The organism is Brucella cytisi (genome assembly GCF_038433355.1).
In the GTDB taxonomy this organism is placed as follows: domain Bacteria; phylum Pseudomonadota; class Alphaproteobacteria; order Rhizobiales; family Rhizobiaceae; genus Brucella; species Brucella cytisi.
The window spans coordinates 379,422-398,897 of sequence record NZ_JBCAUP010000001.1 but is presented as its reverse complement, the minus strand read 5'-3'; the positions used below and the strand labels follow the sequence as shown (position 1 = coordinate 398,897).

Genomic DNA, 19,476 nt, shown 5'->3' with positions numbered 1-19,476 from the left:
ACCGATGGCTGCAAAACGCAAGATCAACAAAGCTGCCGTCTCTGCCGGGATCATTGGCTGGATCGTGGCGTTGCTGATGTTCTTCCCTATCCTCTGGATGCTGCTTGCTGCATTCAAGACGGAAATTGATGCGGTGGCACCACCAAAGCTGTTCTTCGAGCCAACGCTGGAGAACTTTGTAGCGGTCAATCAGCGTGCTGATTATTTCCGCTATGCCATGAACAGTATCGTTGAAAGTCTGGGCGCGACTATTCTCTCGCTCATTATCGCGGTGCCCGCGGCTTATGCGGCAGCGTTCTTCCCTGGCAAGCGCACTAAAGACCTTCTTCTATGGATGCTGTCCACCAAGATGCTGCCTGCAGTCGGCGTGCTGGTGCCGATCTATCTTCTGGCACGTGATACCGGACTTCTTGATACGCGCACCGGTCTCATCATCATCTTCACCCTGTCCAATCTGCCGATTGTGGTCTGGATGCTCTATTCCTTTTTCAAGGAAGTGCCCGGAGAAATCCTCGAAGCAAGCCGCATGGACGGTGCGAAAGTCGGCCAGCAGATACGCTATTTGCTTCTGCCGCTAAGCCTTCCGGGTATCGCGTCCACCGCGCTCCTTTCGATCATCCTTTGTTGGAATGAAGCGTTCTGGAGTCTGAATCTAACGGCTTCGCAAGCAGGCCCGCTTACCGCCTTCATAGCGTCCTTCTCGTCACCGGAAGGGTTGTTCTGGGCAAAACTCTCGGCAGCTTCCACGCTCGCCATCGCGCCAATACTTGTCTTCGGATGGGTCACGCAGCGCCAGCTGGTGCGCGGCCTCACTTTCGGCGCAGTGAAATAAAGGGAATGAAATGGCTACACTATCACTGAAAAACGCCACCAAGTCCTTTGGCAATATTGATGTCATCAAAGGTGTCGATCTCGACATTGCAGACCGCGAATTCGTGGTTTTCGTCGGGCCATCCGGTTCGGGCAAGTCGACGCTTCTGCGCATGATTGCCGGGCTTGAGGAAATCACCGGCGGAGACCTCACGATTGATGGTGAGCGTATCAACGATACGCCGCCGGATGAGCGTGGTCTTGCCATGGTTTTCCAGACCTATGCGCTCTATCCGCATATGAATGTGCGCGACAATATGGGTTTTGCGCTGAAACTTGCAGGTGTTGCCAAGGCGGAACGTGACCGCAAGGTGGAAGAGGTTGCAAAAACGCTGCAGCTCGACCAATTGCTTGACCGCAAACCGAAACAGCTTTCCGGCGGTCAGCGTCAGCGTGTTGCCATTGGACGCGCAATGGTGCGCGAACCGAAGATTTTCCTGTTCGATGAGCCGCTGTCCAATCTCGATGCCGCGCTCCGCGTTCAGATGCGTATTGAATTGGCGCGCCTGCACGACCGGCTCAATGCGACGATGATCTATGTCACGCATGATCAGGTGGAAGCGATGACGCTTGCACACAAGATCGTGGTTCTCCGCGATGGGAAGGTGGAGCAGGTAGGATCGCCACTGGAGCTTTATCATCATCCGGTCAATCGTTTTGTGGCTGGTTTTATCGGTTCACCGACCATGAACTTCATCGAAGTCAAAGCCAGTGCCGTCGATGCCGACGGGGTGACGGTTCAGCTTGCAAATGGACGTTCCGTCAAAGCGCCTGTCAAAAGCGAAGGCGTAAGCGCTGGGGCGCCGCTGGTTCTCGGTATTCGTCCGGAACATCTTCATCCGGCAGCGGATGGTATCCTCGAAGGCGAGATCATGGTTGTCGAACGCCTTGGCGGTGAGACCTATCTCTATGTGCAAAATGAAAGCGCAACCGGACTGATTGTTGCGGAGGCAGGCGGTGGCAGCGCAGCACGTGCACACGAAACGGCGAAACTGGGTTTTGACCCGACCGACGCGCATTTGTTTACACCCGACGGCAAGGCTTTGGAGCGCTTTGAACGGCATCCATTATTGCTGACGGAAAAGAAAACGCACCTGTGAGTGCAGGCTGCAATATCCCGGAGTATCCCCATGCGACTTAAAGACAAGGTGGCCCTCATCACTGGTGCTGCGCGCGGTATCGGACTTGGCTTCGCTGAAGCCTATGCGCGCGAGGGCGCGAGGGTTATTATTGCCGATATTAATATTGAGCGGGCAGAGGAGGCCGCACGCGGCATCGGTTCATCGGTCAAGGCGGTAAAGCTTGACGTGACCGACCTCAGTCAGATTGACAAGGTTGTTGCAGAGATCGACGCGGAATATGGCGGCATCGATATTCTGGTCAACAATGCCGCGATCTTCGATATGGCCCCTATCAACGAACTGACCGAAGACAGTTATGAGCGTGTACTCGGCATCAACCTGAAGGGACCGCTTTTCATGATGAAGGCGGTTTCAAACGTAATGATCAAGCGCGGACGCGGCGGCAAGATCATCAATATGGCGAGCCAGGCCGGTCGTCGCGGCGAGGCGCTGGTGACCCTCTATTGCGCGTCTAAGGCCGCCATCATTTCCGCCACGCAGTCGGCTGCTTTGGCGCTCGTCAAGCATGGCATCAATGTCAATGCGATTGCACCGGGCGTGGTCGACGGCGAACATTGGGACGTGGTGGATGCGAATTTTGCCAAATGGGAAGGCTTGAAGCCCGGTGAGAAAAAAGCGGCGGTAGCGAAGTCCGTTCCAATCGGTCGGTTCGCGACGCCGGAAGATATTACCGGCATGGCCGTTTTCCTTGCATCATCTGATAGCGACTACATCCTCGCCCAGACATTCGGCGTTGACGGTGGCAACTGGATGGCATGAGACAGGGCCGGGACACACAATGAAAGCGATCTATTTTACAGGCCACGGCGAAGCCGGACTGACTGATCTGCCGGAGCCGGTATTACAGTCGGGACACGCCTTGATCGACGTCAGGGCATCCGGTTTGTGTCACACCGACATAGATGTTTTGCATGGCCGCTATGGGTCCAGCGCATTTCCGCTGGTACCAGGGCATGAATATGCTGGCATTGTGGTCGCGGTCGCGGAAGACGTGACCAATGTGAAGGTGGGCGACCGCATTGCGGTCGATCCGAATATTCCCTGCGGTCATTGCCGTGCCTGCCTCAAGGGGCTCACCAATCTGTGCTCGGACTTAAAGGCCTATGGGGTAACCCATAATGGTGGCTTCGCAGGCATGAGCCTTGTCGATGCCAGCCATCTCCATTCCATTGGCGATCTGCCTTTTGACGTAGCAGCACTCGCGGAACCACTTGCCTGTGTCCTCAACGGTCTTGGCGCAGCGGAACTGAAAACCGGCTCACAAGGTGCCGAAAATGCACTCGTCTTCGGTGCAGGCCCGATTGGCTTGTTGCTAGCCTTATCGTTGAAGGCGCAAGGCGTGCAACAGGTTGCCGTGGCTGACATCAACGAACACCGTCTGACTTTTGTCGAAAGTCTGGGCCTCGAGCCGGTCGTATCGGGTTCGGAGATGCTGGATAAGCGTAAGCGCAGTTTCGATTTTGTTGCCGATGCGACCGGTATCGCCAAGGTCGTTGAAAGCATGATTGGCTTCACGGCTGACGGTGGTACGGTGCTGGTGTTTGGCGTTTGCGCACCTGACGCGCGGATTTCGATTTCGCCTTTCTACATTTTCCGTCGTCAGATCCGTATTGCCGGATCGCATTCATTGAACCACAACATTCCGCAGGCACTGGAAATCCTCAAACAGGACAAGGGCGAAATGGCACGCCTCGTTTCGCATCGGCTGCCGCTCAGTGAAATGCTGCCGTTCTTCACCAAGCACGGTGGGGATCCAGCCACGATGAAAGTCCAGTTCGTACCCGATTGAATTGAAGGAAATCGTCATGACCAAGCTGTCGCGCGCAACGCTCCAGAGCTTCGACAAGGTACACAAACCCGGCTACGATCCAACCGGTTTGAAACCGGGCATCGTGCATTTCGGCGTCGGCAATTTTCATCGCGCTCACCAGGCTGTCTATCTGGACGATCTGTTCGGAATGGGTGAGGGGCACGATTGGGCGCTGGTCGGCGCTGGTGTGCGTGGCAGTGATGATGCCATGCGGGACACGCTCAAGGCGCAAGACTGGCTTACCACAGTTGTCGAACAGGAAGCCGATTATGCGGGGGCAAGGATTACCGCTTCCATGATCGATTATGTAACCATATCGACCGAAGAAGGGCGAAAGGCTTTGATGGCCTATCTCACATCGCCCTCTACTCGCATTGTTTCCATGACGATCACTGAAGGTGGTTATTATATCGATCCGGCCAGCCAGACCTTCGATCCTGCTCACCCTGATATTGTGGCCGATGCCACCCATCCGGATCAGCCAAAGACCGTGTTCGGCTTGATCGTGCATGCACTGAAACTGCGCAAGACGGCGGGTGTTCAACCTTTCACCGTCATGTCGTGCGATAACATTCCGGGTAATGGGCATGTGACGGAAGATGCCGTAACAGGACTGGCCAAGTTGAGTGATGCGACTTTTGCCGACTGGATTTCCGCCAATGTCGCTTTTCCGAATTCCATGGTGGATCGCATCACGCCAGCCACCGGTGCACGCGAGCGTGAAATCGCTGCGAAGGATTTCGGAGTTGAAGACGGGTGGCCGGTTTTCTGTGAAGTTTTCAAGCAATGGGTGATGGAGGACAATTTCCCCACTGGGCGTCCTGCATTGGAAAAAGTCGGTGTCACGTTCACTGATCAAGTCGCTGCTTATGAACTGATGAAAATCCGCATCCTGAACGGCGGTCATGCCGCCATTGCCTATCCCGGCGGACTGCTCGACATTCACTTCGTGCATGAGGCGATGGAGCATCCACTGATCCGGCGCTATCTGGAAAAGCTCACCAAGGATGAGATCATTCCAGAAGTGCCGCCAGTACCGGATACCAATCTTGAAGACTATCGCATTCTCATCGATGAACGTTTCGCCAATCCAAGTATCGGCGATACCATCCGCCGCCTGTGCCTTGATGGCTCCAACCGTCAGCCGAAATTCATTCTGCCCACTGCTTCTGATCGGGTGGCTGAAGGCAAGTCTGTGACAGGACTGGCGCTCGTTTCCGCATTCTGGTGCCGTTACTGCTATGGCACTACCGATAGCGGCGCGGTTATTGAGCCGAACGACCCGTCATGGGATCGCCTGACGAAGCAGGCGACTTTTGCAAAAAGCAATCCAGCGGCATGGCTTGCGATGGATGATATCTTCGGCTCGCTCGCTTCAAATCCAGCTTATGTGGCGGCTTTTTCATCCGCGCTTCTGCGCATCTGGCAGGATGGGACTGTCAAAACGCTCGAGCGTTATCTGGCAGTTGAGCCGCTATAACTGAAAATTACAATGCGCCCGGATAGACCCTTACCGGGCGGTTGTCCTTGACCGACTCCATCACCACAAACGTCGATGTGCTTGCGACATTGGGCAGGCTCGATATCTTTTCGCCCAGCACCTCGCGGTAACGCCGGATGTTGGGTGTTCGTACCTTCAGAAGATAGTCGAAAGAGCTTGCGATCATATGGCACTCTTCGACTTCACGTATCTTGCGCACGGCCGTGTTGAAAGCCTCAAGCGCGGCTTCGCGTGTGTCGGAAAGCTTGACCGTCGTGAAGGCGATATGATCGAGACCGAGTTTCTCAGGGTCGATGGCCGCACGAAAGCCGACAATATAGCCTTCATCGACCAGTCGTTTCAGCCTTGCCTGGCATGGTGTCTTGGAAAGACCGACCTTTTTCGAGAGTTCTGTGACGGGAATGCGTCCGTCTTCGCTCAATACTTCCAGAATACGCCGATCGAACTGGTCCAGATCGTCTACAGAATCTATCTTTCGCATTCTTTTAGCCTGCTTTGTAGCCTATAATAAGATCGATAATCCTTTATATGGAGCAAATGAAGGCAGAATGCAATTTGCACAAATGATAGTGTGCGCCCACTTAAAGCAGAGCTAAACTGGCCAGAGACGCTCGGGGCTGTTTTCATTTGTGAGCATTGCACCATGACCGACACCATACCCGCTCCTACCAATCCGGTTTTCCAGAATTTTGCGCCGCCGATCCGCGAGCAAAGCGCACTGAGGCAAGCGATTACCGCCGCTTATCGCCGCCCGGAAGCTGAATGCGTTTCCGCGCTGGCTGCACAGGCCGCCTTGCCGGAAGAAACAGCCAAGCAAGTCCGTTCCACGGCTCGCAAGCTTATTGAAGCGCTGCGCTCCAAGCACAAGGGTACAGGCGTCGAAGGCCTGGTTCATGAATATTCGCTGTCGAGCCAGGAAGGTGTGGCGCTCATGTGCCTTGCCGAAGCGCTGCTGCGTATTCCGGACATGGCGACGCGTGATGCGTTGATCCGTGACAAGATTTCGAATGGCGACTGGAAATCTCATATCGGTGGGGGTCGTTCGCTCTTCGTCAATGCTGCAACCTGGGGACTTGTCGTTACCGGCAAGCTGACCAACACGGTCAATGATCGCGGCCTGTCAGCTGCCCTGACACGTTTGATCGCTCGTTGCGGCGAGCCTGTCATTCGTCGCGGTGTAGACATGGCCATGCGGATGATGGGCGAACAGTTTGTCACCGGCGAAACCATCGATGAAGCTTTGAAGCGCGCCAGGCCGCTGGAAGAACGCGGCTTCCGCTATTCCTACGATATGCTGGGTGAGGCTGCGACCACCGCTGCCGACGCCGAGCGTTACTACAAGAATTACGAAACCGCCATTCATGCCATTGGTCGCGCTTCCGCCGGTCGCGGCATCTATGACGGCCCCGGCATTTCCATCAAGTTGTCCGCTTTGCATCCGCGCTATGTCCGCGCGCAAAGCGAACGCGTCATGGGGGAGTTGCTGCCGAAGGTGAAGGCGCTGGCCGCTATCGCCAAGTCCTACAATATCGGTCTCAACATCGATGCCGAGGAGGCAGACCGTCTGGAACTGTCGCTTGATCTGTTGCAGAGCCTGATCGAAGATCCGGATCTGGCAGATTGGGAAGGCATCGGCTTCGTGGTGCAGGCTTACGGCAAGCGTTGCCCGTTCGTGCTCGATTTCATCATCGATCTGGCCCGTCAGAACAAGCGCCGCGTCATGGTTCGTCTGGTGAAGGGTGCCTATTGGGACGCCGAAATCAAGCGCGCCCAGGTTGACGGTCTGGAAGACTTCCCGGTTTATACCCGCAAGGTACATACCGACGTTTCCTACATTGCATGCGCACGCAAGCTCCTTGCGGCGACAGATGCTGTTTTCCCGCAGTTTGCAACGCATAATGCGCAGACGCTGGCCACCATCTATCATTTGGCTGGTCCGGATTTCAAAACCGGAAAGTTCGAGTTCCAGTGCCTGCATGGTATGGGTGAACCGCTTTATGACGAAGTTGTCGGTGCCGAAAAGCTCGGCCGTCCGGCCCGCATCTATGCGCCGGTCGGCACACATGAAACGCTTCTCGCCTACCTTGTTCGCCGACTTCTCGAAAACGGTGCGAACTCATCCTTCGTCAATCGCATCGGCGATGAAAGTGTCTCTGTCGACGAGCTGATCGCCGATCCAGTAGAGGTTGTTCGCTCAATGGCTGTCGTCGGAGCACGCCACGACCAGATTGCCCTGCCGGAGAATCTCTATGGCGCTCGCAAGAACTCTGACGGTTTCGACCTGTCGAATGAAGTCACGCTCGCTGAACTCAGCAAGATTCTGAAAGACAGCGCTGACCGCGTGTGGACATCGGAACCACAGGTTGCCGGAACCAAGGTAAAGGGCACCATCCGCTCGGTTCTCAATCCCGGTGACCGGAACGATGTTGTCGGTACGGTGACGGAAATCGCCGAAGGAGATGTGGCGAAAGCCATGAAGGCGGCACAGAAGGCAACGGCAAGTTGGTCTGCGGTTGCACCAGCCGAACGTGCGGCTTGTCTTGAGCGCGCAGCGGATATCATGCAGCGTGATATGCCGGTTCTGCTCGGCCTCATCATGCGCGAAGCCGGCAAATCCATGCCGAACGCGATTGCTGAAGTACGCGAAGCCATTGACTTCCTGCGTTATTATGCAGAGCAGACCCGTCGTACGCTGGGCGTCGGCCACAAGGCGATCGGACCTATCGTCTGCATCAGCCCGTGGAACTTTCCGCTGGCGATCTTTACCGGTCAGATCGCAGCCGCACTCGTTGCAGGCAATCCCGTGCTGGCAAAGCCTGCCGAAGAAACGCCGCTGATTGCAGCACAGGGGGTTCGTATCCTACATGAGGCAGGCATTCCAGCCGAGGCGCTGCAGCTTCTGCCGGGCGACGGCCGCATCGGGGCCACGCTGGTTGCTGCGGAAGAGACTTGCGGCGTGATGTTCACCGGTTCGACCGAAGTGGCGCGCCTCATTCAGGCTCAGCTTGCCTCGCGCCTATTGCCGAACGGCAAGCCAATCCCGCTGATTGCCGAGACCGGTGGTCAGAATGCGATGATCGTGGATTCGTCCGCTCTGGCCGAGCAGGTCGTGTTCGACGTGATTGCATCGGCATTCGACAGTGCGGGTCAGCGTTGTTCGGCGCTCCGCGTTCTCTGCCTGCAGGAAGATGTCGCAGATCGTATTCTGACGATGCTGAAGGGCGCGCTCAGGGAACTTTCAATCGGCCGCACCGACAAGCTGAAGGTGGACATTGGGCCAGTTATCACTGATGAAGCCAAGAACATCATCGAAAAGCACGTTCAGGGTATGCGCGATCTCGGTCGCAAGGTTGAGCAGCTTCCGCTTGGTCATGAAACCCAGAATGGAACTTTCGTTGCACCGACCATTGTCGAGATCAATTCGCTTCGCGATCTGAAGCGGGAAGTCTTTGGCCCGGTTCTGCATGTCGTGCGCTACAAGCGTGATGATATGGAGCGCCTGATCGATGATATCAATGCGACCGGCTACGGGCTTACTTTCGGCCTGCATACGCGCCTTGATGAGACCATTGCCAATGTTGCGGATCGTATCCGTGTCGGAAACGTCTATATCAACCGCAATGTTATTGGCGCGATTGTCGGCGTGCAGCCATTCGGCGGACGCGGTATGTCCGGCACTGGTCCAAAGGCAGGTGGTCCGCTCTATCTCGGACGTCTCGTGGAAACAGCTCCAATCCCGCCGCGTCATAGCTCGGTTCACACTGATCCGGCGCTCAAGGATTTTGCGAAATGGCTTGGCCAGCGCGGCATGAACGATCTGGCTCAGGCTGCGCGTGACACCGGTAGCGCTTCGGCCCTCGGTCTTGACCTTGAATTGCCGGGTCCTGTTGGCGAGCGCAATCTTTATGCGCTGCATCCGCGTGGAAATATCCTGCTGGTTCCGCAAACGGAAGCAGGCCTTTATCGCCAGATGACGGCTGCCCTCGCTACGGGCAATACTGTGTATGTCGACGAGGCTTCAGATTTGCGGAATGTCATGAAAGATGTTCCAGCTTCAGTCGCAGCGCGCACGATCTGGACGAATAACTGGGAATCGGACGCACCGTTCGCTGGAGCGTTGGTCGAAGGGAACGCTGAACGCATTGTCGAGATCAACAAGAAGCTTGCAACGCTTCCCGGACCGTTGGTTCTGACACAAGCCGCTTCCACGGAAGAACTGGCAAACAACCCGGATGCCTATTGTCTCAACTGGTTGCTGGAAGAAGTTTCGACTTCGATCAACACCACGGCAGCTGGTGGCAATGCCAGCTTGATGGCAATCGGCTGATCTCCTTGGGGACAGGCAACAACTAAAAGGCGGCTTAGGCCGCCTTTTTCTTTTATCGATATAAGTTTGCATGGCTGTGCAAATGTTAGTCGAAAACAGAATTATTTGATTATTTTTTATAATTTCAGAATAAAATTTACAAAGGCATTGACAGGCTTTCATAAAAGGCAAACACTGTGCACACGCTTGCAAAAGCGTCGGCGTGGAGGCGTCGTATAAAGGGAGGAAAACAATGCGTTCAGCATTTCTGGTTGCGGCACTGGCCGCAGGTGTATCTTCATTTGCTTTTTCTGCGCAGGCCGCAGGCAATCTCAATCTTATCTGTTCCGCGGACGTGGTCATCTGTGAGCAGATGAAGAACATGTTCGAGAAGGATACTGGCATCAAGGTCAACATGGTACGGCTTTCCTCCGGTGAAACCTATGCCAAGGTGCGGGCCGAAGCGCGCAATCCGAAGACAGATATCTGGTGGGCCGGTACCGGCGATCCGCATCTTCAGGCTGCGGCCGAAGGGCTGACGCTCGAATATAAATCCCCGATGCTCGACCAGCTGAATGATTGGGCCAAGAAACAGGCCGAAAGCTCCGGCTTCCGCACGGTTGGCGTTTATGCCGGTGCGCTCGGTTGGGGTTACAACACCGATATTCTTGCCAAGAAGAACCTGAAAGAGCCGAAATGCTGGGCCGATCTGCTTGATGCGTCCTATAAGGGCGAAATCCAGATGGCCAATCCGAATTCTTCCGGTACCGCCTACACGGCACTGGCAACGCTTGTTCAGATCATGGGTGAAGACAAAGCCTATGATTATCTGAAGAAGCTCAACGAAAATGTATCGCAGTACACCAAGTCGGGCTCGGCTCCCGTCAAGTCGGCTGCGCGTGGTGAAACTGGAATCGGCATCGTCTTCATGCATGACGCAGTGTCGATGACGGCAGAAGGTTTCCCGATCAAGTCGGTCGCACCGTGTGAAGGCACAGGCTACGAAATCGGTTCCATGTCGATCATCAAGGGTGCCAAGAATCTCGAAAATGCGAAGAAGTGGTACGACTGGGCGCTGACCGCCGAAGTGCAGTCACATATGAAGGATGCGAAGTCTTTCCAGTTGCCTTCGAACAAATCGGCCGAGGTTCCAAAGGAATCCCCGCGCTTCGAGGACATCAAGCTTATCGATTATGACTTCAAGACCTATGGCGAACCGGCCAAGCGCAAGGAATTGCTCGAGCGCTGGGACAAGGAAATCGGTGCGCACGCCAACTGATCTTTCATGGGCTTGAAATCCGGGTGCGCCGCTTTTGTTGTGCGACGCACCTGTCCCGGATGACGGAACAAGGCAGCGGTTTTCCTGAAATATGCAGGAGCCGGCGCACCTGGAGCATTTCCAGTTTAAATTGAATCATTGGAAATGCTCTATCTCTTTGTTTCTACGCATTATCCTCCGCAAAACCGCTTCGCACTTTTGCTGGAAATGCTCTAGCCATTCCTTGGAAATCCCCGATCTGGAGGGACGCGGACATCCATGAAACAGCATAATCGCAGACTGGATATTGTTCTGGCACTTGCGCTCGCGGCATTTGTCTTGTTGCCGTGGTATCGCATAGAAGACGGCTTTCTGAGCTTCGGCTGGCTCGCTGGAATGTTCGGTGAAGGTGCAACGGCACCCGGCCTTTGGCAGATAGCCTTCTTCGGGCGGCCTTGGCTTGGCGCTGTTGCTGTATTCATGCTGCTTTGTGCCGGTGCCCGCTTGCTATTGCCTGTTGAACGTCGGAGCGGTGTTCTGATATGGGCGAGCCTTCTTGGTGTACTTGTCCTGACGCTGCAAGGCTTGGCCATCGGCTTTTCCGGCTGGAACTGGACCATCAGTGAAAACCTGTTCGGCGCACTTTCTGAAGGCCAGCCAGCCTTCGGCGCTGGAGCAATCCTGACAGGTCTCTGCTTTCTGCTGATTTTCTCGTTTGGTCTCGCGGAACGCGGTGTGATGAAGGGGGACGCCTTCGTCGTTTCCTCTATCACCCTGCTGGTCGCATTGGTGGCTGTATTCGTCTTCTATCCTGTTATCAGCATGTTTGCCGGGTCGGTGCAGGATTTCGACGGTTCTTTCAAACCTGAGGGGTTTATCGGCAATATTCAGGATTCTTCGATCTGGAGTCTGGCCTGCGTTATCGGCGAAGGGCGATGTGGCGTTGCATGGCGCACATTATGGCTGGCGCTGATGACTGCGACTGGTTCTACAGTGCTGGGGCTTGCCTTTGCACTGGTTGCGACCCGCACAGGCTTCCCTTTCAAGAAAGGCTTACGGCTTCTCACCATATTACCGATCATCACGCCGCCCTTCGTTGTCGGTCTTGCATTGACGCTGCTTTTTGGCCGTGCAGGCGTGGTGACGGAACAGATTTCCAATATATTCGGGGTGGAGCCGGGACGGTGGCTTTATGGCCTCACCGGCATATGGATCGCGCAGGTCCTGTCTTTCACCCCGATTTCCTTCCTCGTACTTATCGGTGTTGTCGAGGGCGTGTCACCATCGATGGAAGAAGCATCTCAAACTCTGCGCGCCGATCGCTGGCGCACATTCCGCAGGGTTTCTCTGCCGCTGATGGCACCGGGGCTTGCCAATGCGTTTCTCATTGCTTTCATCGAAAGTATGGCGGATTTCGGCAATCCGATGGTGCTCGGAGGCAGCAATGGGGTGCTTTCGACTGAAATATTCTTTGCGGTGGTTGGTGCGCAGAACGATCCATCGCGCGCGGCAGTTCTCGCAATCGTGCTGCTCTGCTTTACATTGACTGCGTTTCTTATCCAGCGCGTCTGGCTCTCAGGCAAGAACTTCGCAACTGTGACCGGCAAAGGCGATTCCGGTATGCATGCCGGGCTGCCGCGCGGCCTAAAGATCGGCGTTTATGCCCTTGTAATTCCTTGGATGATTTTCACTGTCGTTGTTTACGCGATGATCCTTATTGGCGGCTTCGTGCGTCAGTGGGGGCTCGACAATACATTGACAGTCGAGCACTACGCGCGGGCGTTTTCCGTCAATTGGACAGAGAGTGGCATTGCGTGGACCGGTGTGGCATGGAATTCGTTCTGGACGACGATGGAAATCTCGCTGATCTCAGCTCCGCTGACTGCTGCTGTCGGGTTGCTGACGGCCTATCTGATCGTTCGCCAGCGCTTTGTTGGACGAAACGTCTTCGAATTCGCGTTGATGCTGAGCTTTGCAATTCCCGGCACCGTTATCGGTGTCAGCTACATCATGGCTTTCAATCTGCCACCGCTTGAAATGACTGGCACGGCGCTGATACTGATTGCATGTTTCGTCTTCCGCAACATGCCAGTGGGTGTGCGTGGCGGCATCGCAGCAATGAGCCAGCTCGACAAGAGCCTCGACGAAGCCTCGCTGACGTTGCGGGCAAACAGCTTCCGCACGATCCGCAAAGTCATTCTGCCACTGCTGCGTCCCGCAATCACAGCTGCATTGGTCTATTCCTTCGTGCGTGCCATCACGTCCATCAGCGCGGTTATTTTCCTCGTTTCGGCGCAATACAACATGGCGACATCCTACATTGTCGGTCTGGTCGAGAACGGTGAATTCGGCGTGGCTATTGCTTATTCATCGATGCTGATTGTCGTGATGATCGTGGTCATTACAGGCTTCCAGCTCCTCGTGGGTGAACGCAAACTCAGGCGCGAGAACCGCGTTGCGGCTGTCCCCCCCGTCAAAACCGTTCGTCAGGAGAAAACCGCATGACTGCGATCCGTCCCGGTTCCGTTACATTTGAAAATGTCACCAAGAAATTCGGTAATTTTACCGCCTTGCCCGATCTGTCCCTGACCGTCGAGCCGGGAACTCTGGTGACGCTCCTTGGACCATCCGGTTGCGGCAAGACGACGACATTGCGGCTGTTGGCTGGGCTTGAACACCCGACTTCGGGTCGCATTCTGATCGGTGGCAAGGACGTGACCAATCTGCCAGCCAATGAGCGGGATGTGTCCATGGTCTTCCAGTCCTATGCGCTCTTTCCGCATATGAACTCGCTCGACAACGTGGCCTACGGCTTGGAATCTTCAGGTTTGAAAAAAGCGGAAGCGCGCGAACGTGCGGAAGACGGGCTGAAGCTCGTCGGTCTTGCTGGAATGGGGCATCGCCTTCCGGCAGAACTGTCGGGTGGCCAGCAACAGCGCGTGGCCGTAGCGCGCGCGCTTGTGCTTGAACCGCAGGTTCTGCTTCTGGACGAGCCGCTTTCGAACCTCGACGCTCGCCTGCGCCGTCGGGTGAGGACCGAAATTCGTGAGTTGCAACAAAGGCTCGGGTTCACTGCCGTCTATGTCACGCATGATCAGGACGAGGCGCTTGCCGTTTCCGATACGATCATCGTCATGAAGGAGGGCAATATCGCACAGAAGGGAAGCCCTCGTGATCTCTATGAAACACCGGCCTCAGCCTTTATCGCGGATTTCATGGGAGAGGCGAATGTTGTGCCGTGTGAGGTGATGACGGCAGATGGGGGCGAAGCTGTCATTCGTGTGGGCAGCCTGACCCACCGGGTTACCGCGCGCAACGCTCGACCAGGTCCGGCGCAGCTTGCGATCCGGCCCAACGCGGTGACCTTGCAGCCAAAGGCTGGCGGCGGATTCCCCGGACGGGTTGCCCATTCGGCCTATCTTGGTGATCATATCGAGTATGAAATCGAGACCGAGCACGGCAAGCTTTTCATTGTCGATCCGGCGGTCGAGGAGGCTCTGCCGCCGCAAACCGATGTATCGATCGAGTTCAAAACGCGCGGACTTGCCATTATCAATCAATAGGCGCAAAAACGTCGCGCCTTTCTTTATCTCTCATCGGAAAATCATCATGACTTCCCATCCCCGACAGGAACTAGAAGCGCGGCTGGCGCTTGCCGAAAAGATCGCGCGCGAGGCGGGTGCCAAGGCTCTCGACTATTTCAAGCAGCGTGAAACACTGGTTATCGAAACCAAGCGCGATCCGCAGGATGTGGTGTCGATTGCCGACAGGGATGTTGAACAGCTTATCCGTGCCCGTGTGTCGGAAGCGTTTTCTCAGGATGGTTTTCTGGGAGAGGAATACGGGCTGAATGAAGGCACTTCGGGTTACACATGGGTTGTGGATCCTATTGATGGCACCAGTCCTTTCGTCAACGGTATGCCGAACTGGTGTGTTTCCATTGCCGTTCTGAAAGACGGCGAGCCCGTCATCGGCGTAATCCAGGCGCCGTGCTTCGACGAACTTTATGCTTCGGCAAAAGGCTTGGGTGCAGCACTTGATGGAAAGAAGCTGGTTCTCGATCCGAGCCGCACGATCCGTAATTCGGTGACGGGTATCGGCGCCAACAACTACGTAACACCACAGGTTGTTGCAACAATCGTAGAAGACCTGCTTGAGGCGGGCGGTACCTTTATCCGTAATGGTTCAGGTGCACTGATGATCGCTTATGTCGCGGCTGGCAGGCTGGTCGGATATTATGAGCCTTATATGCATGCTTGGGATTGCATGGCGGGCTTCTGTCTCGTGCGTGAGGCGGGAGGTTATGTGCATCCTTTTCCGGTAGACGGAGAACAGCTCACCAAAGGTAACAAGGTCTTCGTGGCTGCACCCGGTGCAGTGGAAGATCTGAGAAAAATCGCGCGTTTAAGCCCGAGATAAGCAAGGAGAGGACAGAAACAAAGAACGCCTAATTTCCTAAACTGTTTGTTTCGGTTTAGCTGAGAGGCCCTGATAACTTACTCGTGAATGTGTTTTATTTAACTAATGCAGGTCGCAATAATATGCTGGCATAGTGTTTCATTTGAAGGAAGGAAGCCTATGTCGGCAAGCGGATGGACAGCTGCATATCAACCGATCATGCTCAGTATTTTACGTATCGTGGCAGCTCTTGTACTCTTCAGTTATGGTACGGAGAAGATACTTGGCTTTCCTTCAGGCCGTTCGCCAGCAATGTTCTCATTGTCGTGGACCGCGGGTGTCCTTGAGCTTGTTTTGGGCTTCACGCTGCTAATCGGTCTTTTCAGCCGGTTTTCTGCCTTCATTCTCTCGGGCTTGATGGCATGCGCCTATTTCATTGGTCATGCATCCCAAAGCTTTTTCCCAGGCCAGAACGGCGGTGTTGCTGCGATCCTGTTCTGCTTCATTTTTCTTTATCTGTTTATTGCCGGACCTGGCCCCCTGAGCATCGATGCATCGCGGGCGAACAATGCGCTGCCAGCCAGCCGATAGCGATGAACGATAGCTTATTGAAAAGCCTCGGATCCGGGGCTTTTCTGTTTACGGATTATCGCGCTTGAAAATCCAGTCATGGTCGGGATGGTTCTTGAAGCGCCATTTGCGCAAGGGACCGGCCATCACATTGAGATAATACATCTCGTAACCATAGGGAGCGCCACATGGATGGTGGCCTTTTGGTACAAGCACGACGTCTCCGTCAGAGACCGCCATGGTTTCATCAAGGCTTCCGTCTTCGGTGAAAACACGCTGGTAGCCGAAGCCCTGCGCCGGGTTGAGACGGTGATAATAGGTCTCTTCCAGATAGGTCATATCCGGAAAATTGTCTTCGTCGTGTCTGTGGGGTGGATAGGATGACCAGTTTCCCTGCGGTGTGAATACCTCGGTAACAAGAAGGCTATCGGCAATATCGCGGCTTTCCATTGCGATATTATGGATGAAGCGGGTATTGGCACCTTTTCCGCGTTGTTCAAGTGTCACGCTTTCCGGCCCAACCTTCTGTGCCTTACGGCCTGGCTTGCCCGGTGCGGTGCAAACAGCCAGAACACAATCTGTCGTGGCGGTTGCATGCCAGTCGCTTTCAGCAGGCACATAGAGGCAGTGTGGCGGCAGTTTCTCGAACACGTTTATGCGCTCGCCCATCTCTCCGAAATCCTCGCCAGAAGCGGAAATCTTTGCCTTGCCTTCCACAAGAACAAGGATCACCTCCGTCGATCCGGTCTTTTCGGAGACACTCTCGCCGGATTTGAGACGATAGAGCCCGAACCCGACATAACCCCATTTGGCGCTTTCCGGAGTGATGTCGTGGACCTTGCCATGCGTGCCGTTGGGCTTGCGCAACAAATTGGCCATGTCTCAGTCTCCTTTGTCGAGTCCTGCTTCGTGTGCGAATGATTTCAGCGATTTTAGCCCAAGTGACTGATATTGATACGGATTACGAATATCGGGGTCCTGTTCTGCTTCGATCACCAGCCAGCCTTGATAGGTTTTATCAGCAGCAACTTTCAGTACAGGTACGAAGTCGACGCCGCCATCCGCATCGCCCGGAACAGTGAAGACGCCGCGACGGACTCCCTCCAGAAACGACAGGCTCTGGTCGCGTACTTCAGTGGCTATCGCCGGGCGAACGTTCTTGGCGTGGATATGCCCGACGCGGTCCATATGCTTTTTCGCAACCCGCTCCGGGTCGCCACCACCGAACAGGCAGTGACCTGTATCGAGAAGAAGTTTCGTGTACGGTCCTGTATGCTGCATCAGAAGATCTATCTCGTCCTCGCTCTGCACTACCGTTCCCATGTGATGATGGTAGACAAGCGCGATACCTTGGGCGGCGGCATGTTCTGCCAGTGCTTCGACGCCCGCGCCGAATTCTTCCCAGCGTGCTTCTTCCAGCACTGGACGCTCAGACAGCGACTTGTCGTTGTCGCCGTGAATGGCATTCGACGTTTCGCAAACAATGATGACTATCGAGCCCATTGTTTTCAGGAGGTCGAGTGCAGGCTGCATTGCCTTCTTTTCTTCTTCGACCGAATTGACCAGCAGATTGAGCGAATGCCAGCCCGATACATAGCGAAGCTTGCGAGGTTCAAGCATGGCTTTGAGTGCAGCCGGCTCTTGCGGAAATTTGTGACCTTTCTCGATTCCATCGAAGCCGATCTCGGCGGTTTCATCGAGACATTGATCCAGGGTGATATGCGCACCGAGGTTGCGATCATCGTCGTTCGACCAGGCAATAGGATTGGTGCCATAGAGGATCATCGGTCAGTTTCTTTCTTTGAGCTTGGCTTCATAATCTTTACGCGCAGCACGTACCTGTTCGCGCTCAGAGACTTCCGGCACCGCGACATCCCACCACCAACCGCCAGTTTCAGGGGTCGGGTAAGGATCGGTATCGATAATGACGACAGTGGTGCGCGGGCTGTTGCGGGTTTCCGCCAAAGCCTCTTCCAGCTCGCGGATCGACCCTGCTTTCTTCGTATCGGCCCCCATAGCTCCGGCATGGGCGGCGAAATCGATGTGCGACGGATTCACGTGGCTCGAATGGTCGAGCAGGTTGTTGAACTCAGCGCCACCAGTCGCCATCTGCAGTCGGTTGATGCAACCGAAACCGCGATTGTCGGTAATAACGACCGTAATCTTCTGCCCCATCATGACGGCAGTGGCGAGTTCGGAATTGGCCATCATGTAAGAGCCGTCGCCGACCATAACGATGACGTCTCGATCCGGTTCGGCCATCTTGATACCAAGGCCGCCAGCTATCTCATAACCCATACAGGAGAAGCCATACTCCATATGGTAGGACATGGGGCGACCGGCTTTCCAGAGTTGGTGCAGTTCGCCCGGCATGGTGCCTGCCGCGCACATGACGACCGTGTTCTCTTGTGCCTGACGCTGTACCGCGCCGATCACCTGCATATCGGTTGGCAAAGCGTTGCCGTCACTGGGGGCAGCGGTAAACCCCTCTGCCGCCGCAAACCATTTTTCTTTTAACGCTGTGTCCGCAGGTTGGCGCTTATAGCTGCCAACCGCTTTTGAGAGCGCTTCAAGGCCAATCTTTGCATCGGCAACCAATGGAAGCGAACCGTGCTTGGAGCTGTCATAGGGTTGGACGTTTAGCGAGAGAAGCTTGCGCTCGGGATGTTTGAACAACGCCCATGATCCGGTCGTGAAGTCCTGAAAGCGTGTGCCGACGCCGATCACAAGATCGGCTTCCGCCGCGATAGTATTGGCGCTGTCTGACCCAGTTACGCCAACCGGGCCGAAATTGAGCGGATGGTCCCACGGCAGAGCCGATTTGCCAGCCTGCGTCTCGATGACTGGAATGCCATGTGCTTCGGCAAAATTGTGTAACGCTTCGTGAGCACCGGAGTAGTGCACTCCGCCACCTGCAACGATAACGGGTTTGAGCGCTGCCTTGATTGTTGACGCTGCGGCATTCAGTTCATTCTCATCCGGTGGTGGACGGCGCCAGTGCCAGACTTTCGGTTCAAAGAACTCTTCCGGCCAGTCATATGCTTCCGTTTGCACATCCTGACAGAAAGCAAGCGTAACCGGCCCACAATCAGCAGGATCGGTCATGGTGCGGAAGGCGCGGGGCAGAGCAGTGAGAAGCTGTTCAGGCCGGGTGATCCTGTCGAAATAGCGGCTGACCGGACGAAAACAGTCATTCACGGTCATAGTGCCGTCATTGAAGTCTTCGATCTGCTGCAGCACGGGATCAGGTCCACGATTGGCAAAGACGTCGCCGGGAATGAGGAGAACTGGTAGGCGGTTCACATGGGCAAGGGCTGCTGCAGTGACCATATTTGTTGCGCCGGGGCCGATGGAGGAGGTGACAGCACAGGCACGCTTGCGGCCAAGCTGCTTGGTATAGGCAATGGCTGCATGGGCCATGGTCTGTTCATTATGGCCGCGCCATGTGGGCAGTTCTTCGCGAATGCCATGGAGGGCCTCGCCAAGTCCGGCCACGTTTCCGTGGCCGAAAATAGCCCAAACACCTGCGATAAAGGTCTCACCATCCGGCGTCATCTGATTGGCGAGGTAGCGCACCAATGCCTGTGCGGCGGTTAATCGAACGGTTTTCATAGCTCCTCC

15 protein-coding genes are annotated in these 19,476 nt (G+C 55.3%); 11 read left to right on the top strand and 4 right to left on the bottom strand.

Annotated elements, in window-relative coordinates; genetic code table 11:
• Positions 1 to 4: 4 nt before the first annotated feature.
• Genes AAE521_RS01885 through AAE521_RS01865 form a run of 5 tightly spaced genes read left to right on the top strand, consistent with a single transcriptional unit; the run spans position 5 to position 5,302 of the window.
• Positions 5 to 832, top strand: coding sequence for a carbohydrate ABC transporter permease (locus tag AAE521_RS01885; RefSeq protein WP_071631356.1), 828 nt, complete (start codon positions 5 to 7; stop codon positions 830 to 832).
• Between the two features lie 10 nt (positions 833 to 842).
• Positions 843 to 1,970 (top strand): ABC transporter ATP-binding protein, encoded by a 1,128-nt coding sequence (locus tag AAE521_RS01880; protein ID WP_029927081.1) that lies wholly within the window; start codon positions 843 to 845, stop codon positions 1,968 to 1,970.
• A gap of 30 nt (positions 1,971 to 2,000) precedes the next feature.
• Positions 2,001 to 2,771 (top strand): L-iditol 2-dehydrogenase, encoded by a 771-nt coding sequence (locus AAE521_RS01875; RefSeq protein WP_010659036.1) that lies wholly within the window; start codon positions 2,001 to 2,003, stop codon positions 2,769 to 2,771.
• Positions 2,772 to 2,790: 19 nt separating this feature from the next.
• Positions 2,791 to 3,801 (top strand): zinc-dependent alcohol dehydrogenase family protein, encoded by a 1,011-nt coding sequence (locus AAE521_RS01870; protein ID WP_071631358.1) that lies wholly within the window; start codon positions 2,791 to 2,793, stop codon positions 3,799 to 3,801.
• A 16-nt stretch (positions 3,802 to 3,817) separates the two neighbouring features.
• Positions 3,818 to 5,302 (top strand): mannitol dehydrogenase family protein, encoded by a 1,485-nt coding sequence (locus AAE521_RS01865; protein WP_071631369.1) that lies wholly within the window; start codon positions 3,818 to 3,820, stop codon positions 5,300 to 5,302.
• A 7-nt stretch (positions 5,303 to 5,309) separates the two neighbouring features.
• Here AAE521_RS01865 and AAE521_RS01860 read toward each other — a convergent pair whose 3' ends face one another.
• Complete coding sequence (locus tag AAE521_RS01860; protein WP_010659033.1) at positions 5,310 to 5,804, bottom strand: Lrp/AsnC family transcriptional regulator; 495 nt, start codon at positions 5,802 to 5,804, stop codon at positions 5,310 to 5,312.
• A gap of 162 nt (positions 5,805 to 5,966) precedes the next feature.
• Here AAE521_RS01860 and putA point away from each other — a divergent pair, with 162 nt between their 5' ends.
• The 6 genes from putA to AAE521_RS01830 all read left to right on the top strand — a co-directional run bounded on the left by putA (position 5,967) and on the right by AAE521_RS01830 (position 15,876).
• On the top strand, positions 5,967 to 9,650 hold the full coding sequence (gene putA / locus AAE521_RS01855; protein WP_342060346.1) for a trifunctional transcriptional regulator/proline dehydrogenase/L-glutamate gamma-semialdehyde dehydrogenase: 3,684 nt from the start codon (positions 5,967 to 5,969) through the stop codon (positions 9,648 to 9,650).
• Between the two features lie 232 nt (positions 9,651 to 9,882).
• Positions 9,883 to 10,908: an ABC transporter substrate-binding protein gene (locus AAE521_RS01850; protein WP_010659031.1), complete on the top strand. Its 1,026-nt coding sequence runs from the start codon at positions 9,883 to 9,885 to the stop codon at positions 10,906 to 10,908.
• A gap of 258 nt (positions 10,909 to 11,166) precedes the next feature.
• The gene (locus tag AAE521_RS01845) at positions 11,167 to 13,392 is read left to right on the top strand and encodes an ABC transporter permease (RefSeq protein ID WP_071632124.1); all 2,226 of its coding nucleotides are present in this window, start codon (positions 11,167 to 11,169) and stop codon (positions 13,390 to 13,392) included.
• Positions 13,389 to 14,450, top strand: coding sequence for an ABC transporter ATP-binding protein (locus tag AAE521_RS01840; RefSeq protein ID WP_071632125.1), 1,062 nt, complete (start codon positions 13,389 to 13,391; stop codon positions 14,448 to 14,450). The genes AAE521_RS01845 and AAE521_RS01840 overlap by 4 nt, the downstream gene beginning before the upstream one ends.
• Before the next feature lie 46 nt (positions 14,451 to 14,496).
• Positions 14,497 to 15,306, top strand: coding sequence for an inositol monophosphatase family protein (locus tag AAE521_RS01835; RefSeq protein ID WP_071632126.1), 810 nt, complete (start codon positions 14,497 to 14,499; stop codon positions 15,304 to 15,306).
• Between the two features lie 159 nt (positions 15,307 to 15,465).
• Complete coding sequence (locus AAE521_RS01830) at positions 15,466 to 15,876, top strand: DoxX family protein (RefSeq protein WP_071632127.1); 411 nt, start codon at positions 15,466 to 15,468, stop codon at positions 15,874 to 15,876.
• A 48-nt stretch (positions 15,877 to 15,924) separates the two neighbouring features.
• On the opposite strand, the gene iolB is transcribed toward AAE521_RS01830, so the two are convergent.
• The 3 genes from iolB to iolD are packed head-to-tail and all read right to left on the bottom strand — an operon-like array spanning position 15,925 to position 19,467.
• A complete protein-coding gene (iolB, locus tag AAE521_RS01825; RefSeq protein WP_342060345.1) occupies positions 15,925 to 16,734 on the bottom strand; it encodes a 5-deoxy-glucuronate isomerase in 810 nt (269 codons plus the stop codon).
• Positions 16,735 to 16,737: 3 nt separating this feature from the next.
• Positions 16,738 to 17,640, bottom strand: a complete 903-nt coding sequence (gene iolE / locus AAE521_RS01820) for a myo-inosose-2 dehydratase (RefSeq protein WP_071632129.1) — start codon at positions 17,638 to 17,640, stop codon at positions 16,738 to 16,740.
• A gap of 3 nt (positions 17,641 to 17,643) precedes the next feature.
• A complete protein-coding gene (iolD, locus tag AAE521_RS01815; RefSeq protein ID WP_071632130.1) occupies positions 17,644 to 19,467 on the bottom strand; it encodes a 3D-(3,5/4)-trihydroxycyclohexane-1,2-dione acylhydrolase (decyclizing) in 1,824 nt (607 codons plus the stop codon).
• Positions 19,468 to 19,476: the final 9 nt, after the last annotated feature.

Excerpts from the sequence above, each read along its gene's own strand:
- AAE521_RS01875 (WP_010659036.1), top strand. The coding sequence starts at position 2,001 with ATGCGACTTAAAGACAAGGTGGCCCTCATCACTGGTGCTGCGCGCGGT.
- AAE521_RS01885 (WP_071631356.1), top strand. The coding sequence starts at position 5 with ATGGCTGCAAAACGCAAGATCAACAAAGCTGCCGTCTCTGCCGGGATC.
- putA (WP_342060346.1), top strand. The coding sequence starts at position 5,967 with ATGACCGACACCATACCCGCTCCTACCAATCCGGTTTTCCAGAATTTT.
- AAE521_RS01830 (WP_071632127.1), top strand. The coding sequence starts at position 15,466 with ATGTCGGCAAGCGGATGGACAGCTGCATATCAACCGATCATGCTCAGT.
- iolE (WP_071632129.1), bottom strand. The coding sequence starts at position 17,640 with ATGATCCTCTATGGCACCAATCCTATTGCCTGGTCGAACGACGATGAT.
- iolD (WP_071632130.1), bottom strand. The coding sequence starts at position 19,467 with ATGAAAACCGTTCGATTAACCGCCGCACAGGCATTGGTGCGCTACCTC.
- AAE521_RS01860 (WP_010659033.1), bottom strand. The coding sequence starts at position 5,804 with ATGCGAAAGATAGATTCTGTAGACGATCTGGACCAGTTCGATCGGCGT.
- iolB (WP_342060345.1), bottom strand. The coding sequence starts at position 16,734 with ATGGCCAATTTGTTGCGCAAGCCCAACGGCACGCATGGCAAGGTCCAC.
- AAE521_RS01845 (WP_071632124.1), top strand. The coding sequence starts at position 11,167 with ATGAAACAGCATAATCGCAGACTGGATATTGTTCTGGCACTTGCGCTC.
- AAE521_RS01840 (WP_071632125.1), top strand. The coding sequence starts at position 13,389 with ATGACTGCGATCCGTCCCGGTTCCGTTACATTTGAAAATGTCACCAAG.
- AAE521_RS01865 (WP_071631369.1), top strand. The coding sequence starts at position 3,818 with ATGACCAAGCTGTCGCGCGCAACGCTCCAGAGCTTCGACAAGGTACAC.
- AAE521_RS01835 (WP_071632126.1), top strand. The coding sequence starts at position 14,497 with ATGACTTCCCATCCCCGACAGGAACTAGAAGCGCGGCTGGCGCTTGCC.
- AAE521_RS01850 (WP_010659031.1), top strand. The coding sequence starts at position 9,883 with ATGCGTTCAGCATTTCTGGTTGCGGCACTGGCCGCAGGTGTATCTTCA.
- AAE521_RS01870 (WP_071631358.1), top strand. The coding sequence starts at position 2,791 with ATGAAAGCGATCTATTTTACAGGCCACGGCGAAGCCGGACTGACTGAT.
- AAE521_RS01880 (WP_029927081.1), top strand. The coding sequence starts at position 843 with ATGGCTACACTATCACTGAAAAACGCCACCAAGTCCTTTGGCAATATT.